The following is a 17,250-nucleotide window of genomic DNA, read 5'->3' as shown; positions in this document are numbered from 1 at the left end:
CGCTTCGCCTGATGGTCCGGTCAGTCGTCGCTTCCGGGGCGGCTGTTCCTGGTCGTGTTTCGGTTGGGTTCCCGATGGGCCCAATCCGGCGGGATGGCCGCTTCAAGGGCGTCATCGACGGTAATGACACCCAGGATGCGGCCGTCTTCATCCAGGACGGGAAGGGTCAGCAGGTTGTAGTCGGCCATGGTGGTGGTGACGTCGATGATGTCATCGCCCGCGGTCGCACTGACCGGTTCGGGATCGGCGGTGTCCCCGAGCAGGGCCGCCGGGTCGGATTGCAGTGCCTGGACCAGACCGATCACACCGGCGAGGGTTCCGTCCGGGTGCAGGCTGTAGATGGTGGTGAGTGCTTCGGGTTGCTCCGTGGTGGCGGTGCGGATGCTCTCGAGAGCATCCGCGATCGTAGAGGTAGCCGGCAACGCCGTGTAGTCGGTGCCCATGAGGCCCCCGGCGGTGGCGTCATGGTAGCCAAGGAGGGCCATGACCTTGGTGTGCTGGGCGGCGGGGAGGAGAGTGAGGATCCCGGTACGGCGCTCCTGCGGGAGATCCATGACGGCGTCGGCGGCATCGTCGGCGCGCATGTGCGAGAGCACGTCCGCGACTTCGGCGTCGGTGCGGTCTCTGAGGATCCTGGACTGGCGGTCCTCATCGAGTTCTTCGAAGACGTCTGCCTCCAGTTCGGGGTCGGAGTGGACCCGGGCCAGGAGTTCGTCTTGTTCTTTGTCTGAGGAGTCTTCGATCAGGTCCGCGATCTGGGCCGGTTTCAGCTGGGCGAACCGGGCCGAGAGGGAGCGGGTCTTGCTGGATGCCTCGTGGCCGATCAGGGGCAGGAACCGGTTCCAGTCCCGGAAGGGGTGGGTGTCGTGCCGCCGGCTGATGGTGAACCAGCGGGGTTTGTGTACGTCCAGGCCCGTCGCGGTCCATCCCGTTGCCGTGCCGTTCAGTTCGATGTCGAACGCCTTGACCATGACGGTGTGGTCGGTGTCGATCAGCCGGTGGCCCAGAACGTCTTCTTTGAGCAGTACCTCGCCCTCGCGGCGGGTGAAAGGGCGCAGGTCCAGTGTGGCTGTGCGCAGCCGGACGCTATCTGCGTCCATGTCGGAGATTTTCTCCAGCGGCGCAAAGACGCGGTTGGACCCGACTGCGACGACCAGGCCGGTCAGACGCGGGTAGTTTCCTTCGTCGAGGCGGACGATGGCGTCGGCGAGGGTCCCGACCTGGTGGCCTTTGGTGTCCAGTACGGGGCGGTGCAGCAGGGTCGAAAGCCGGATGGCCGGTGTTGCGGTGGTGCCGGTGGTGCCGGTGGTGCTCATCTTTGTGAGTGCCTTTCGAGGATACGGGAGGGGATAGCTGTCCTACGTGGAATCTACGCTGTGCCCGGTTCAGCCGCCAAGGGGGTTCAGCCGCCCATGGCAAGCTGGACTACCCGGACGATCACCAGGATCATGGCGATCAACAGGTAGGTCCGCAGCACGGTCAGCCCGGTACGGCCGGCGGTGGAGAGTTTCGGGGCCGTCAACAGCGCCAGGGGCGGCATGCGCCAGTCCTGCTTCCCGGTCCGGTCGATCGGCGCGGCACCCGGGCCGGGTCGGAATCTGGCATAGAGGAGGTATCCGGCACCGCCCAGAATGCTCAGGGCTGCCCCGCCGGCGAGGATGCCGATAATCACCGCGCTGCTCATGTCGGGGAAGAGCACCCCTGCGGTCAGGACGATGGAGAGAATTACCAGGACGGCGATGATGAGCGCGGTGAAGACGTTCGTGGCCCTGCCGTTCACCCAGGGGCCCAGGACCTGTTTGTCGTTGCACAGCAACAGTAGGAACACGGTGGCCGAGGGCAGCAGGACACCGGCGAGGACCTGGACACCGACGGTCAGCAGCCCCAGCGGGGCCCCCGGGATCAGGACAATGACCGCTGAGATGATCAGAACTCCGGCGAACACGGCATAGAAGCCCTTCGCGTCGGAGAATTTCCGGTGCAGGGAATGCTTCAGGCCCAGCACGTCCCCCAGTGCGTAGGAGGTGGACAGCCCGACGGCCGCCGCGCCGATGATTGAGGCGTCAATCAGGGCCACCGCGAACAGCACCCCGGCGGCCTTCCCGACGTACTTTTCCAGCCCGACGGCGACACCTCCGGCGTCCGTGAAGTTCCCGAATTCAGGGTGCCCGGCGAACGTGGCCGCGGTGAACCCCATGATGGCACCCGCGCCGATGATCACGATCACGATCCCGAGCCACAGGTCGACCTTCTCGTACTTCATATACCGGGGAGTGATGCGCTTATCGATGAGGTAGGACTGCTGGAAGAACAACTGCCACGGGGCAATGGTCGTACCGACGATGCCGATGATCAGCAGCGTGACCGTGGACAGGTCCGAACCCGCTGGGAGCCCGGGGATGAAGAAATCATGGGTCACCTGCCCCAGGTCCGGATGCACCATGACGATGATGGGCACCAGCAGCAGCGACCCCGCGACCAGGGTCATGCAGACCCGTTCGAACCGTTTGAACGACCCGGTTGAGGCTGCGCCGATGATCACCACTGCGGCCACGAGCACGCCCGCGACCTTGGGGATGCCCAGATAATCCAGGCCCAGGCTGATTCCAATAAACTCTGTAACGATGGTCAGGGCGTTGAGGATGAACAGATCGATCACGCTGAACGCGCCCCAGAACTTTCCGAACCGTTCCAGAATTAGCCGGGCATGCCCGACACCGGAAACCACCCCGAGGCGCAGGACCATCTCCTGGTTCACATACAGCACCGGAACCAGCAGCAGCAGCGTCCACAGCAGCGACGTGCCGTAGTTCTGCCCGGCCTCGGTATATGTCCCGAACGCGCCGGCATCGTTATCCCCGACCATCACGATCAGACCCGGCCCGATGATGGCCAGCAGGGTCTTGAACCTGGTCTTCCAGCCGCTTCCCGGCGACTCCTCACCGAGCCGGATCGTGCCGAAAGCACCCTTAATGTCGCCGATGTGTGCGCTGTCCAGGACCGCCGCCGGGGCAGGCCCGGAGGACGCTTCCGGCCCGGACCCGGAAGCCGTTGCTGGTGATGGTGACGGTGACGGAGCAGCGTGGGGTGCGGGCCCGGAATTGGTGGTCGGTTCGGGGCCGGTATGGGTGTTGGCGGGCATGGGCATGTCCTCCCGGAACATGAGACCTTTTGGATGCAGAACGCGGACATCACAGAAATCGGCGCAGCAGGAAGAGGTCCCGGAAATTGGCTAAGCGGTCAGGATGCCGGCCCGAGCAGAGCCGCGGCCGGCGGGGAAGAATTTGTGTTCAGGACCGCGCGAAGGCGGTACCGGTAGACGGACTATGACCATCGTTCACGGGTGACCACCTCCATTCCGGATCCGGCGGCGCCGCGGAGGAGGCCGGAGCTGGGACCCGGCAGTGCCCCTCCTCGTAAGACCTTTGGCACTTCACGGCGTGAACCCGGCGTTCCGGGAGCCAATCGGGGCAACCCCTTAGACCGGGGGAACCTGTCCTGACCCGGGGCGTCTCTCGACGTTGGGGGTCGCTGGCATGTATCCGCGAAGGAGCCTCAGCTAACGAACGGCACCTTGCAACCACTAATATATACCAACGTCAGACCCCGCATATCCACGAAACGCGCACCCGCAAACACCGCACACTGGCGGCCGAACAGCACGGACTGTTCCCCCGTCAGGCCGTGCCCGGGACGGAACCGGGGGATTTCTTTCCCGTGCCGGTGAGGAAGCCCTTCTGCCCTGGCCGGACAGGCACCGGCGCATCTTAGGCGCAGGACCTGACCCTTCCCTGCTGCACGATCGGTCCTACTCTCCTGCGCGTGTCAGCGACTCCTCCGGTGAGGCTCCGTCGGTGGTGGGCGTGCAGCTTCCCTGTGAGCGGTTTCCGACACGCAGGATTTCTCCGTTACGCAGGTACCAGACGGTGCCGTCCTCTGCACCGACCCTGGTGATGCGCAGGCCCACGGACTCAACGGTTCCGACGACTTCGCTGGTCTCGATCACGTCGCCGATGCCGTACTGGTCCTCCAAGGTGATGAAGATCCCGGCCAGGAAGTCCCGGATCAGCTGCTGGGCGCCAAAACCGATAGCGATGCCCAGGATCCCTACGCTGGTGAGCAGCGGCGCGACATTGACCTCAAGGGCGCCAAGAGTGTAAATGATGACGGTCACTACGATCAGTGCGGCGACGATACTCGTCAGCAGGGATCCGATGGTTTCCGCCCGCTGGACCCGGCGTTCGTGATCCAGGGTCCGCAGCACGGGCTGCGCCCACCGGAAATGAGGCTTCTTCAGCATGGCGTAGCCGTTACTGACCCGTCCCACGATGCGGGAAATCACGGACCGGGCAACCGCCCAGGTTCCGGCTCCAAGGCCGATGGTAATCACGACCTGGAGAAGGACGCCTATCCATTTATCACCCGTAAAAACCATTCTCTGGCACCCGCCATCCGTCTGCGGTAACCACCCCGCGGCTGAAAAAACTACGGCTTCCAGCCTAACGGCCGCCGCTCCTCGACCGCCCGGGGGCAGGAGCCCTCCGCAGCTCCGACGGACATCTTCGGTGCTGGAACCGGTCTTTCCCCGCACACGCTCCCTCGGCGGCGTACACATACACTCTCGTCTCCGGGCCGGTCCGCACTAATTCCGATCCGTGAGCGCCGGGACCCGAGCCCGGCAGAGCAGGAGCGGCAAAGACACCAACCGGTGCGTGCTGGTGAAACCAGCCACGAAAATAGGTCTCAACGAGTGCTGTTGCCCGGCTCCTTCCGAACCCTGTCAGATGTCAAAACGTGCGGGAGGCCGGACGGCGGGGCGGTAAAGTGGGGATTCAGATGAATCGAGGAACAAGCGTGACGGCAGACCAGATGTTGGACCAAGCCCATGATCCCTCACACGAACTGGCCGACGCCGTGGTGCAGCGGGTGTTTTATATCCTCAACGTGGGCCTATATGCCCCGTCCCCGGAATTCAGTAGCAAAGACCACGCAGTGGCATATGCACGGGAACGCAGCGCTGCCGGTGATTTCGGCGCTATCTCCCCGGCAGAGGTTGAGGTCGAGGTCCGGGCCGAATACCGGCTCAGCTCCGGCAGGATCACCCAAGGCATCGTGGAAGCGTTCACCGTTACTGCCTGACGGACGGGCCGGCCCGGCAGCCCTATATAAAAACGCCGGATACACCGTCACTGTGATAGTTCTAACAAGACTTTCGGGGCTCTCGTCCGCGATGGGTGGGCGGGAGATAGTGGACCCTCACCGGTGACAAGTCGTGGGAAGTCACCTGAATGGCGAAGAGCTAGTCGTGATCGGTGTTGATAGCTCGCCTGCGGGAAATGCCGCCCTGGAGTGGGCGGCCAAACGGGCCGACCACTTTCATGTCCGACTCAATGAGGTGCGCGTCGTTCCGGGAAGCTGGTCCTTCCGGCACTCAAGCCGACACCGGCAGTTCCTGAAACAAGCCGGAGAACTCTCACAGACAGAGCACAACTGACAGCGGCACTGGATGCTTCTCTGGCCGTCACGACGACTCTCCACGATGCGGAGATGTTCGTCGTAGGAACCGACAGACTATACCGGACAGACCGTAGTCGTCGACGGCTGTCGAAAGGCCTGGGAGCTTTGGCAGGGATCGCTTCGGCCGCCGGCCGATTCCCAAGGGCTGAATTCTCTGCGTTGCTGCCTGTCGTTCAGAGCCATTTGCGGTGTCTGAACGACAGGTAGAGGACGACGCCCATGGCGAGCATGAGGCCGATCGCGATCGGGTAGCCCAGCGTCCAGGCCAGCCCGCGCATGAAGGCAGAGTTCATTCCGTACAAAGTTCCTACGAGCGCGGAGGCGAACAGGATGGCCGCCCAGGAGAAAATCTTCTTGACGTCTTTGTTCCGCTGCTGGGCCATGAAGGTTGCATTGACCGTCAACGCGCTCCGGAGCAGGACACGGAATGTGTCCACCCGTTCCACGACCCAGATGACATGGTCCTGGACGTCCCGCAGTCTGTGCTGCAGCTCCAGGTCCAGATGAGATTTCTCCGCGTCGCGTTTCAGGGCCTCCAGCATGGCCTTGAGCGTGTGCGTTGCCCCCTGGAACTCGATGACTTCCCTGGAGAGCTTGTAGATGCGCCGTGCCATGTCCGGGCCGGCGCGGAAAAGATCGTCCTCAATCTCGTCGATTTCGGTCTCCAGATCACCGGCGACGGCCTCGTACTGGTTCGCGACTTCATCCATGAGCGCGTACAGCACGGACTGCGGGCCCCGGGCCAGCAGCTCCGGGGCGGCCTCAAGCTGCTGGCGGACCTTCGCCAGGTTCGGGGGGTGCGCATGTCCGACCGTCACCACGTGGTCCGGACCCACAAAGACGTGCATTTCACCGAACTCGACCTTCTTCACATCGTCCAGATATCGGGCCGGGCGCAGCACCGTGAACAGCGTGTCCCCGGAACGCTCGAGTTTGGAGCGCTGGTGACCGGTGAGGGCATTCTCAACGGCGAGCTCATGCAGGCTGAACGCATCCGCCACCGACCGGATCTCCTCCCGGTCCGGGCGGTACAGCCCGATCCACGCCATCCCGCCGCGGGCCCGCATCACCTCATACGTTTCATCCAAGTTCAACGGGTTGTCGGTCCGCCGGCCATCAACATAGACAGCGTTGTCCACCATGGTCATTTAGGGTCTGTCCCTTTCTCATCTCTGCCGTGTCATGCAGACGAGCCCCGGCTAAATGGTGGCAAGGCAGATGTGGCTTATTCTCAGACCACTTCCACCAGCCTGATCATCTCGTCGTTTCGCTCCAGCTCTTTGGACCAGTAGCCCGCATCCTTCGTCATCAGCCGGTATTCATACAGGAAGTCCCGGAAGAGCTCAGCCAGAAGGGCGTCGTCGTCCTCCACCACACGGCGGACCGCCTCAATGTCCAGAGGGACGTCCAGAAACCGCTCGGCGGGAACGATGGCTTCGTGGATATTGACCTGGTACCGGAGCCGGAACGAGTATGCGATGGCGAGTTTCATGGTTCTGCGCACCCCTTTCGGCTCGGGTTCCATGCGTTCGGGTGGACACCGCTGACCTTCATGCGCCACAGCAGTGAAGCCCCACTGTCAGCCGCTGGACGCAGGCACCCTTTTCGTCAAGCGCCTCCGAAAGCACGGTGTCCAAGTTAGGTTGTGAACGCCGGCGGCATATCATATTCCGCAGAACCGCTAACATCAAGCCAACTCCCTTAAGTGCATAGGTGCGCGTCTATGCACTAACCATAGCCGACTTTCGCCGTGGCGACGTTCCCCGTTTCAGATCCGGCGTTCCCACCCGTCGCCGTTCTGACCGGGATGTGCGTGCGGCGCCGGCGTGTGGGGCAGCGCACCTGTCGTGCCCGGGGTGCCGCTCACGGTGCGGATGGGCATGTCATCAATGTTTGGTAACGCGCCGGTCAGGCTGGCTTCGGCCTGTGCAGTGACCTTTTCCGCCTCCGCCAGCGAGGTGCTGGCCACCATGATGGTCGCCGCACCCTGAAGGCGGTGCCCGACCCACCGAAGCTGCAGCTTCGGGACGGAGAGCACGCCCGGTGTTTTTTCCAGGGCGGCCTGGGCGCGGTCCAGCAGCTCGGGTTCGATCCCGTCCATCAGCCGCCGACCGATGCTGCGGACCGTGCCCCAGAGCAGGAAAATGATCGCGATGGAGATCAGCAGTCCGACGATCGGGTCGGCCAGCGGGAATCCCAGCATGACGCCGCCGGCGCCGACCACAACGGCGAGGGAGGTGAACCCGTCGGTGCGCGCATGCACCCCGTCGGCGACGAGCGCGGCGGAGCCGATCTTCTGGCCGACCCGGATGCGGTGGATCGCCACGGCCTCGTTGCCGATGAATCCGACGACGCCCGCGGCCAGGACCCACCCCAGGTTATGCAACGGCTGCGGGTTGAAGAGCCGGTCGATCGATTGCCAGGCGGCAACAACCGCCGACAAGGCCACGACGGCGACAATAAAGAGCCCGGCCAGGTCTTCGGCCTTGCCGTAGCCGTAGGTATGGCGGCGGTTCGCGGCCCGCCGGCCGAGGATGAACGCGATCCACAGCGGAACCGCCGTCAGGGCGTCGGAGAAATTGTGGACGGTGTCGGCGAGCAACGCGACAGATCCGCTGATGAGAACAACCACCAGTTGCAGAATCGTTGTGCCGAGCAGAATGAAGAGACTGATTTCAGGGCCCGGATGCCTTCCGCGCTTGCCTCCAACGCGTCGTCGATTGAATCCGAGGCGTCATGGCTGTGCGGGACGAAGAGTCCGTGGAGGAATCCCTTGATACCGGTCGGGTGAGCATGGCCGTGGTCGTGCCCCTCGCGGGGATGCGCGTGGCCGTGGTCGCCGTCCGCGTGGTCATGCCCCTCGTGAGGGTGCGCGTGGGCATCCTCGGTGGGGTGGTGGCCGTGGTGGTCGTGGGGGCCGCCGGCGCGGGGGTCCTCGCGCACCGGCTGGTCCTGGTCGTGGCCGTGCGGATGTGGGTGCGGGTGCTCGTGCGGGTTGCTCAGGGTGTTGTCCTGCTTCCGGAGTGGTGGTGGAGCGGCGTGGCCGCCAGGCGACGTTCCGCCTGAAGAACCGCTGCGGTCACGAGGTGGCGGGCGTGATCATCCTCGATCCGGTAGAACACGCGGGTGCCCTCCTGGCGGGAGGCAACAAAGCGGGCCAGGCGCCTCTTGGCCAGGTGCTGGGAGCCGACATCGTTTCTCAGATCAATTACCCGCACCAGCGGTTCTCCCTCCACGTTCAGCCCTTGCGCGACACTTTGCGCTTCCGCCCCTTGAAACGCAATACTAAGCCACTTGCGCACATGTGTACGCGTTCATCCGCACAATACAGCCCTTGGCTGCTCACAAGAGTCTGCCGCGCACCGGTCCCCAACACCGATGTACGGAGGGATGCGCCCGGCCAGCAGTTGATTGCGGTCGTCTCCTTGGCATCTCAAATACGATCGTTCGCGAGACATCTCTCGACCTGTTCAGCGGATCGCGCACTTCAGGGGTCGATTTTGTAATGCTTTCCGCGTACGCGTCTGTGTAATGCCGTGCAGGGTTGGTGATACGTTATGGGGATGCGCGTTGGATACGGACGGGTCTCTACCCGTGATCAGCACCCCGAAGCCCAGCACGATGCCCTGACCGCGGCCGGCTGTGACCAGGTATTCGTTGATGTGGCCTCGGGAAAGCTAGCCCGCCGGCCAGAACTGGACAAGGCCCTGCTCTCGGCCAACCGCGCTGGGGACCAACTCGTCGTGACCAAACTTGACCGACTCGGCCGGTCGTTGGAAAACCTCATCGAGGTCTCCAAGACACTCCAGGAGCGCGGGGTTGATCTGGTGGTCCTGGACCAGAGCATCGACACATCCACACCGATGGGGCGGATGTTCTTCCAAATCCTTGGCTCGATCGCCGAGTTCGAACACGCGCTGATGTCCGAACGTACCCGTGACGGTCTGGCCGCGGCCAGGGCGAGGGGGCGCACCGGCGGCCAGAAACCCAAACTCGGCCCCCGCCAAGTACGGCTGGCCCAGGAAATGTATGAAGAAAAAGGCCCAGACGGCAGACGTGCCCACACGGTCGAGCACATTGCCAAGGAATTTGGCGTTACCCGGCCCACCATCTACCGCCACCTCGCCAAATCATGAACGACGGTCGCTGCCACAACAGAACGACGGCATGTCCGTAAGGTAGGGCCGTTCAGGGCTCAGTCATCGCCTACAACCACTGAACCAATAGGACTCGATCATCCAGATTGCCCCTGCCGACACTCTCAGGAGTACCGGGCCTGGAAGGACGGTTGGGACGCCAAAGGCTGGCCCACCGGCAAAGCGCCGCGCGTCGGCGCGGTCGTCTGGTACTCCCCCGGCACCGGAGGCGCCGACGGTACCTACGGACACGTCGCCATCGTCAAAGCCGTCAACGGTGACGGCAGCTTCCTGGAAGAGGGCTACAACGGCAACCCTGCCCCGAACGATCACACCTACTACACCCGAACCGTAGAGAACGGCACTCCCAGCGCGTTTCTCTACCTGCCCGGCAGCGACTCACCGGAGGAACCATGAAACGCACCCTGACAGCACTCACGGCACTGCTCCTGTGTACGGCATGCGCGCCGACAGCCGCTACCACGCCGACGGAACCGGCGCCCAGCACGTCCACCACCGCGCCGGCCACCCTCAGCGCAGGCGGCAAACCCCAGGCACCCGGCGCCACAGCACCGGCCACCCTCGGCATCACCTGGGACGAGGCAAGCAAAACAACCGCGCTGGAAACCGCGACCAAGGCCATGACGCTCTACGCCCGCCCCACCGTCACCGACAAGCAATGGATCCAGGAAATCGGCCAGCTCCTGACCGCCCAAGCAACCGCCGACTACCAATACGTTGACCCGGCCAACATCCCGGTCACCAGGATCACCGGAACGGGCCAGCTCAGGATCGATGAGAACAACGGTTTCGGCTGCCAGGTCGTCTTTCCCACCGATGCCGGCGACTACAACGTACAGCTGCTCCGCAGCGCAGCCGACAAACCCTGGCAGGTCAACCGCTTCACACCCCCCAGCGGCACAAAGTAAGGACAGATGATGGAAACCCAAGCGCTCGACTTCCCCAAGATCAACGCCGTCCTACGCACCAACGGAACCGGCGAAGTCACCATCAACGGAACCTCCCACGCGATCGAAGCCGCCAACGAAGCCGCCGTCCTCAACGATGCGCTCCGCCTCATCACCGAAACCGCTGCCCAGCTCGGCCGACCCGTCCGCGTCAGCACCACCGACTCCGACGGGCAAGGCCTCATCATCGTCTCCCCCGACGGCGTCGTCAGCGAAGCAACTCCGATCAAGCCCACCCCGAAGCGGGAGCAGGACCGTCTGCCCGTCAAGGCCGCCCCCTCACCTGAGCCGGCAAAGGCCGCGACCGTGCCCGCTCCGGCCCCCGCCGCCCCCTCACTCGTGGAAACGCCCTCACAACCAGCCGACGCTCCGCCGGTGATCTTCGGTGCAGCAGTCACGGCCGCACCCGTCCAGGAGCCGACAGCGGCCTCCACGCCACTCGCCGAGGAGCCTGCCCCCCCGCGCAGCCTCAAAGACACCTCATTCCTCGTCAGCGCGCCCGTCCTCCAGCCGGCCACGCGCGGGTGGCGTGGCGCTCTCAGCCGCCTCGGCTTCCGCATGGCCCCCTCCCCAGAAGAACTGGCCGAACGCGAAGACATCCGCACAGTAAGCCAGCACTGGCCCGGCCCCCGCACCGTTGCCGTCGCCAACCGCAAGGGCGGAGCGAACAAGACACCCACCGTCGTCATGCTCAGCGCGATCCTGGCCCGCTACAGCGGCGCAGCGACCATCGCCTGGGACAACAACGAATCACAAGGCACGCTGGGCTGGCGCACTGAACAGGGCGGCCACAACAACAGCGTCCTGGATCTCATCGACTCATCAAAGGCGCTGCTCTCCCCTAGCGCCCAAGCAGCCGAGATCGCCCGGTTCGTCCACCACCAGACTGCAGACAAGTTCGACGTCCTGCGCTCAGACGAAAACGACGAAGGCGACCACGAAGTAACCGCCGAAGAAGTCGACATCGCCCACCAGGTACTCACTCGCTATTACCGGCTCATCGTCATGGACTCCGGAAACACCGCCCGCGCCGCCAACTGGCGCCGCATGATCCACCACACGAACCAGCTCGTCGTTCCCGTAACAGCGATCGAAGACCGAGCCGAAGCTGCCCGTCTGACCCTTCAAACCCTCCAATCCCGTGGTGGCCACGACGCCGAACTGGCCCGGAACGCCGTCGTCATCGTCTCCGAGTCCACCGATGCCAAACGAAGTATGAGCGGTGACGCGCTCAAGCGCGCCAAGGACGAAGCTCAGAGGATTGCCGAGGGCTTCGCCCCGCACGTACGGGCCGTGGTCCGCATCCCCTACGACCCCGCGCTGGTTAACGGCCCCATCCGCTACGACGCCCTCCAACCGGTCACCCAGCGCGCGTGGCTCGCCGCGGCTGCCGCTGTGGCCAAGGGTTTCTAAGCGACGCCGATGGTCCCCGCCCTAAGAAATGCCAGAGCAACACGTCACAATGGCGACACGGTCCCGTTTTCTGAAAACAAATCCCTAAGGGTTTAGTTGGCCGGTGATAGTTTCGGAGCAGTCACAGGGATGAGGTGTCCTGGTGGCAGGCAAGACAACGATGAAGCTGTAGCCGTTCAAACGGCTACAAAATCAAAGGACACAGCAAATGACGGCAGTAGCAGTTAATCGAGGCGGCGGGCGCCCCAGCAAAGGCCTGCGTAAGTTCATTGGTTTTCGCTCACCCGAACCCACCGCTGACGGTATCGCCAAAGTGGCAGCTCATAAGGGCCTGACCGTCACGGAGTACCTTCTGTCTGTTGTCGAGCCACAGCTGAAGGAAGATCTGGCCGCCCTCGATCATGATGACTACCAGCAGGAGCTGCCCATCCGTATGGCCTCATAACAAAAGAAGGCCCGCATTAGGCGGGCCTTCGAAGCTTGAGACTTACCCTCTGGATTGCTTGCCGGCGGATCAGATTGTAAGTCGTGGAGAGCCTGTGAAGGCCATCCTTTGTGTTGCTATGAAACCGATCTGGCAGGATCGGCCCTTTTTCGTACCTCAATCCCCGAAAGGATTACTGACATCGTACATCAGCACGTCTCCGTGCTGCCAGCATGCCCGGATACTGGCGTGTCAGAGCAGCGAGATGACCCAGCTTTCGTGTGGGCAGCGCTTTCGCCACTTCTGGCAGGCCAGCCGCGCGTACGGTTGTCGCGTGATGGGGGCAGGACCTACCCGCAAAAGCACGAACGGAACCTATGCGAAGCACTCCCTTCGCTGCCGGCGGCCGTACGAATCTTCGGGAAAGACGGTACTTGTGCCGCGATATTTCTCGACTTTGACTCCTCAATAGCGGGAGTAGAAGGGGTCCAGGCCGACGTCCGCGCCGTTCAGACATGGCTGCACTCGGTCGGGGCCCGCTGGATCGAGGACTACTCCCCCAATGGCGGCCGCCACGTCTACGTCCCGCTGGCACAGCGGGTCACTTTCTCCGAAGCGCGTGATCTTGTCGAGGCGCTGGGCACCCGGTACCGGACCCTGGACAAGACCCCGCACCAGAACCTGCTCCACGGCTGCATGCGCACCCCGGGCTCACCGCACAAGCGAGGCGGCCACCAGGAGCTGGCGATGAGCCTTTCCATGGCCTACGACGTCGCCCGCCGACCCAACAGCGCCTCCGTCTGGACCGCCATGACCGAGGATCTGACCGCAGAGATCAAGGCCGTCAGGGCGCTCCGGCAGCAAGAAATCTTCACCCCTGCCATCTCGAACGCACCAGTCTTCGACCAGCCCGCCGGCCGCATGTCCCGGGCCATGCTGGTCCTCGCACAGACCGGCCTGTATGACACCAGCCGGTACGCCACCGACTCCGACGCACGCCAGGCTGTCATCGTGGCCGCAGCAGCCGCCGGCCTCGAACTCGTCGATGTTGAACGCCGGATGCTTCAGGGGACCTGGCCCGGTCTGGCCTCCTTCTACGCCCGATATGCGGCACGCCACCGGCTGCCGTCCCTACGTCGTGACTGGATGAGCGCCGTCAGCTACCTCAGCAAAACCAAAAACGAGGCCAAAGGCGAAACAAATGACAATGTCCGTAGATCCCCCACTAGCCAGCCAAGTACACAGGCGGCAGGGATAAAGGGCTCTCCCTTAGTTTCAAATCCCGATGCAGAGCATCGGTTTATTCGGACGTGGCGTAACGCCCTGCGGATCAGGGAGGTGAACTACCAGGAATCCAGGACAGGTATGGCGAGGAGGATAGTGCTGAGGTCCCTGGGGGAGGCTGCGCATATGACGGCGTCTAGGTTCGTGGAGTTTGGTGTTCGTTCCATTGCTGTGGCTACCGGCCTGGACCACACCACAGTGGCGATGCATCTCCGCGAATTGCGGGCGGAGAAGGATCCCTTGGTCACCCTAGTGGAGGAAGGTCGGGGAACCAAGGGAGACCTCTACATGTTGACGATTCCGGAAGAGCTGAAGACAGCGGCCGAGGATTCCAGCTGGCAGAAGGGGAAGATTCACGCCCTTCGCCCGGTCTTTCGTGAGCTTGGGCTGCCAGCCGCGTTCGTCTACGAGGCCCTGGAGCACTCCCCCGCGATGCCGACGTCAGAAATCGTACGCGTCACCAGGCTCTCTCGGTCCGCCGTGAACGAAGCCTTGGAAGTCCTGGCTGCCTGGAACCTCATTGCCCGCGGCGCCAGCCGCGCCTGGTCCACCGTTGCCGCTACGTCATTGAGGCAGCTCGCGGAGCAATTCGGGGTTCTGGAAGCTGTCGCTGCGCAGATAATGCGCTATCGAAGCGATCGGATCGTCTGGCGGGAATGGCTTGCGAAGAATGTTCATACCGTCGCAGAGCTGCTCTCCCCCGACGACGACTATCCGTGGGAGATGTTCGAGGGGCCACCCGATGAATGGTCACTGTCTGACATGGCTTTCAGTAAAACCGGATAAAGGGTCAGCGCGAGTCCTAGCAATTGTGAGTACTCCCCTGGCCTGTACACATCGACGGGGATTGTTGTGGAGGTGGGCCGCTCAACTCCTAGCAGAACCTTGCACCCCCGCTTTCGTGCCATAAGCCTTGCCATAGGTCAAACCATAAGGGCTATGGGAATCCAGGCCGCACGGCGCTGGGCGATTCAAGGTTACTCGTGTGACGTTTGTATCGACTGGATATAAAGCTTGAACACGGCCGAGACCAGGGCACTGCGTGACGGTGCGTCGAATTCGGCGACCTTTTCATCCAGCCACGCCACCTGCAGCCCGTCGAGACGGAGCTGGATCTGAATGCCAGCCTCCCCTCGTTTCCGTGGGGCGCGGCGGGGCATACCGGACTTGGTTAGTTTGGTCTCGGTGGCAAACTCCTTGGCGATCTGCTTGTCCTCGACCGTTTCGAAGGCATCGATCAATAAGTCGGCGTAGGTGGTCCGCTCCTGGTAGACGGCATCCTTGACCTGAGCCAGGAGCGCCGGAGGCAGGTAGACGCCGACGTTGCGGAGCGCTCCGGAAACCAGTTTGGAGACTGTAGGTGCGTTAGCCACCTTTTTGGCATCAGGCAGCTGTTGAGTGCCCTTGGGGGTGTTGACGGATGTTTTGGACTCTTCCTGTTCCCCTGCAACCTCAAGGGGTGCCTCATTGAGGGGTTCCTGCTGAACGGGCTGGTTATCCGCCAAAGGCTCTTCGTGGGATACGCGCGTATCAGCAGCCGGCTCGGGTGCTACTGCTAGCGGCACTTGAATAAGTTCTCGGGCCGGTGCTTCCATGGACTCTTCGGGTTTGGGTGCCGATGCAGGGGCTCCCCTCCCCCGCTTTGGAGCCAGCAACCCTTGCAGTGCTGCACCGCGGGCAGGCGCTACAGGTGCGAATGCCCCGGCAAGGCTTTGCCGGCCGCTCATGCTTGGTTCTCGCTTTCGATTTCGTTTAGTCGGGCCAGGATCTCGCCTGTCAGCTGTTCGTATTCCTCGGCTAGTCCCCCGGCATTGCGCGAGAAGAAGCCGTCCTCCGGCTTCTCCCCTGCCCGGAGCGCTTTCAGGCGGTTCTTTTGAGCGTCGGTAACGGCGCCTTCAAGTTCGTGGAAGAGCAGGCCCTTGCGGCGGGCGTCGGCGCTTGCACTCTCGAGGTTCCTGATGCGGGTTTCAAAGACTGGGGCGACGGTGCCGAGCATCTCCTCCAAGGTATCCCGGACGCTTCGTTCCAAGCGCAAGGAGCGCGGTCCGACGCCGAACAGGACTATGCCGGCCAACTGCAGCGAGGGGTTCCGATCACGTACAGCCATGAATCGGCGTGCGATGCGTTCGACACCGTCGATGCTCGCATCATCGGAGCGGGTAGGAATGACGACGGCACTGGAGATTGCGAAGGCGCCTTCTACAAGGATCCGCTCCCCCGGAGGGGTGTCGATCAGAATCAAGTCGTAGTCGTCTGCCAGCGGCGCCAGGACTGCGTAAAGCATGTCGCCGAAGTCCCCTGCGTCGGAGCGGCTGGAGCGGGACAGCATGAGGCCCTGAATGTCTTCGAGGTCCTGGCCCCCAGGGATGACGTCAAGGTTTTCGCGTACATTGCGCAGGATCATCGGTGTCGTGCCTGCGATGAGGGCTTGGAAGAATTCCCTCCCTGTCTGCCGCTCGTAACCAAGGTCGCGGGCCAGATCGCCTTGCGGGTCAAGGTCGATCAGCAGCACGCGAGAGCCCGCCAATGCCACGTATCCGCCAACGTTGGCTGCGGTGGTTGTCTTACCGACTCCGCCTTTGCCGTTCGCTAGTGAGATAACACGATCAATGGCGCGCGTCGCTTGAGATCTTGGGTTTATGGGGGTCTGCAGTGATCGTGCCATCGGCCAGCGATTCTCCTACTTGGTGGGTTGCATGTTGTCCTGATCTCAACGGTATTAGTTCTCTACTGGCAATGCTGGCAGTGACACGCATGAGCGGAATAACAGAACTTAGAGCAGGACGACTTACGTTGTGGCAGGTTGTTGGTCACGTTGTCTTTTATGCTTGTCGGCCTATGTGTCGCCAGGTGTTCCCGGCCATGGTCACATCAATGGCATCACGAGTTGGACCTCCCGATGCCCTGCCCGTAAGCCCTCTTATGGCGTATCCCGTTGTGCCCGCTATAGATTTTCCCGTCTTTGGTATGGCTCGGGCCACCATGAAGGATCCGGTGTGATGATCCATTGATCGTCTCATGACTCACTCGGTTGCCAATTGGGCCTAACAGCAAATACGTCTAGCCGCTGGATATCTTGTTTATCGCTTAGTAACGCATCCGTTAGCACGTCCAACAGCACGTATGGCATTACTTATGGCATGAGTAATTGTTGAGCAAAATGTAGACTGCGTAGCCCTGTGGGGCCGACAAGGAGTAGTGATTGCGCCGCCTGGCCCCAACCTGGAACCACGCTAGCCATGCCGCTTGCGGCCACTGACCGGCCCCTAGTCTCGTGGTAGCGATTAACACAAGTGTGTCACTTCGGTGATTAGTCGATGACCGGGGGTTTCGGCGGGCTGCCAGGGGGAGGAGGGCTAACCCGCCCAATGGCCCGGCCTGCCCTTCGGGTCTGGGTGCGCCCTTCTAGTGTGGCACCCCGGGATAACTTCGTTCAGTATGACGCCTACTGGCTCAACTAGATCCTGTTCGTGGACGAAAGTCGCACCCAGTTCCGGTCACGCCTTTC

Annotated in this window: 16 protein-coding genes, 1 pseudogene and 1 riboswitch; of the genes and pseudogenes, 8 read left to right on the top strand and 9 right to left on the bottom strand. The window is 62.8% G+C overall.

Translation table 11 applies throughout. The annotated features are described in order from the left end of the window. Positions 1-20: 20 nt before the first annotated feature. The 3 genes from LFT44_RS21115 to LFT44_RS21105 form a co-directional block, all read right to left on the bottom strand. Positions 21-1,316, bottom strand: a complete 1,296-nt coding sequence (locus LFT44_RS21115) for a magnesium transporter MgtE N-terminal domain-containing protein (protein WP_236803052.1) — start codon at positions 1,314-1,316, stop codon at positions 21-23. Between the two features lie 86 nt (positions 1,317-1,402). Then, a complete protein-coding gene (locus tag LFT44_RS21110; RefSeq protein WP_236803051.1) occupies positions 1,403-3,142 on the bottom strand; it encodes an Nramp family divalent metal transporter in 1,740 nt (579 codons plus the stop codon). 261 nt (positions 3,143-3,403) lie between these two features. After that, a riboswitch (M-box (ykoK) riboswitch) is annotated at positions 3,404-3,574 on the bottom strand. A 234-nt stretch (positions 3,575-3,808) separates the two neighbouring features. Next, entirely contained in the window at positions 3,809-4,435 is a 627-nt protein-coding gene (locus LFT44_RS21105; protein ID WP_236803050.1) for a mechanosensitive ion channel family protein, read from the bottom strand. Positions 4,436-4,854: 419 nt separating this feature from the next. Here LFT44_RS21105 and LFT44_RS21100 point away from each other — a divergent pair, with 419 nt between their 5' ends. Next, entirely contained in the window at positions 4,855-5,139 is a 285-nt protein-coding gene (locus LFT44_RS21100) for a hypothetical protein (RefSeq protein WP_236803049.1), read from the top strand. Positions 5,140-5,690: 551 nt separating this feature from the next. On the opposite strand, the gene LFT44_RS21095 is transcribed toward LFT44_RS21100, so the two are convergent. The 3 genes and pseudogenes from LFT44_RS21095 to LFT44_RS21085 form a co-directional block, all read right to left on the bottom strand. After that, a complete protein-coding gene (locus LFT44_RS21095) occupies positions 5,691-6,665 on the bottom strand; it encodes a magnesium and cobalt transport protein CorA (protein WP_236803048.1) in 975 nt (324 codons plus the stop codon). 83 nt (positions 6,666-6,748) lie between these two features. Then, the gene (locus LFT44_RS21090) at positions 6,749-7,009 is read right to left on the bottom strand and encodes a hypothetical protein (RefSeq protein ID WP_236803047.1); all 261 of its coding nucleotides are present in this window, start codon (positions 7,007-7,009) and stop codon (positions 6,749-6,751) included. A 276-nt stretch (positions 7,010-7,285) separates the two neighbouring features. Continuing rightward, a pseudogene (locus tag LFT44_RS21085) lies at positions 7,286-8,295 on the bottom strand (cation diffusion facilitator family transporter). Here LFT44_RS21085 and LFT44_RS21080 point away from each other — a divergent pair. Next, positions 8,254-8,583 carry a hypothetical protein gene (locus LFT44_RS21080; protein WP_236803171.1) on the top strand — a complete coding sequence of 110 codons (330 nt, stop codon included), beginning with the start codon at positions 8,254-8,256 and terminating at the stop codon, positions 8,581-8,583. The pseudogene LFT44_RS21085 and the gene LFT44_RS21080 sit on opposite strands and share 42 nt — an antisense overlap. Here LFT44_RS21080 and LFT44_RS21075 read toward each other — a convergent pair. After that, positions 8,517-8,735: a hypothetical protein gene (locus tag LFT44_RS21075; RefSeq protein ID WP_442863742.1), complete on the bottom strand. Its 219-nt coding sequence runs from the start codon at positions 8,733-8,735 to the stop codon at positions 8,517-8,519. The two genes, LFT44_RS21080 and LFT44_RS21075, sit on opposite strands and share 67 nt — an antisense overlap. A 345-nt stretch (positions 8,736-9,080) precedes the next feature. Here LFT44_RS21075 and LFT44_RS21070 point away from each other — a divergent pair, with 345 nt between their 5' ends. The 6 genes from LFT44_RS21070 (at position 9,081) to LFT44_RS21045 (ending at position 14,528) form a co-directional block, all read left to right on the top strand. After that, positions 9,081-9,653, top strand: a complete 573-nt coding sequence (locus LFT44_RS21070; RefSeq protein WP_236803046.1) for a recombinase family protein — start codon at positions 9,081-9,083, stop codon at positions 9,651-9,653. A gap of 87 nt (positions 9,654-9,740) precedes the next feature. Next, on the top strand, positions 9,741-10,070 hold the full coding sequence (locus tag LFT44_RS21065; protein ID WP_442863793.1) for a CHAP domain-containing protein: 330 nt from the start codon (positions 9,741-9,743) through the stop codon (positions 10,068-10,070). Then, entirely contained in the window at positions 10,067-10,582 is a 516-nt protein-coding gene (locus LFT44_RS21060; RefSeq protein WP_236803045.1) for a hypothetical protein, read from the top strand. The genes LFT44_RS21065 and LFT44_RS21060 overlap by 4 nt, the downstream gene beginning before the upstream one ends. Positions 10,583-10,588: 6 nt before the next feature. After that, entirely contained in the window at positions 10,589-12,034 is a 1,446-nt protein-coding gene (locus tag LFT44_RS21055; RefSeq protein ID WP_236803044.1) for a chromosome partitioning protein ParA, read from the top strand. A 208-nt stretch (positions 12,035-12,242) separates the two neighbouring features. Next, positions 12,243-12,479, top strand: coding sequence for a hypothetical protein (locus tag LFT44_RS21050; protein ID WP_236803043.1), 237 nt, complete (start codon positions 12,243-12,245; stop codon positions 12,477-12,479). A gap of 228 nt (positions 12,480-12,707) precedes the next feature. Then, the gene (locus LFT44_RS21045) at positions 12,708-14,528 is read left to right on the top strand and encodes a helix-turn-helix domain-containing protein (protein WP_236803042.1); all 1,821 of its coding nucleotides are present in this window, start codon (positions 12,708-12,710) and stop codon (positions 14,526-14,528) included. A 191-nt stretch (positions 14,529-14,719) separates the two neighbouring features. Here LFT44_RS21045 and LFT44_RS21040 read toward each other — a convergent pair whose 3' ends face one another. Further along, positions 14,720-15,337, bottom strand: a complete 618-nt coding sequence (locus tag LFT44_RS21040) for a hypothetical protein (RefSeq protein WP_236803041.1) — start codon at positions 15,335-15,337, stop codon at positions 14,720-14,722. A 128-nt stretch (positions 15,338-15,465) separates the two neighbouring features. Further along, complete coding sequence (locus LFT44_RS21035; RefSeq protein ID WP_236803040.1) at positions 15,466-16,407, bottom strand: ParA family protein; 942 nt, start codon at positions 16,405-16,407, stop codon at positions 15,466-15,468. Positions 16,408-17,250 lie beyond the last annotated feature (843 nt).

Source organism: Arthrobacter sp. FW306-05-C (assembly GCF_021801725.1).
Taxonomy (GTDB): domain Bacteria; phylum Actinomycetota; class Actinomycetes; order Actinomycetales; family Micrococcaceae; genus Arthrobacter.
Note: the sequence above shows the minus strand (reverse complement) of the source record. Positions and strands in the feature narration are given on the sequence as shown.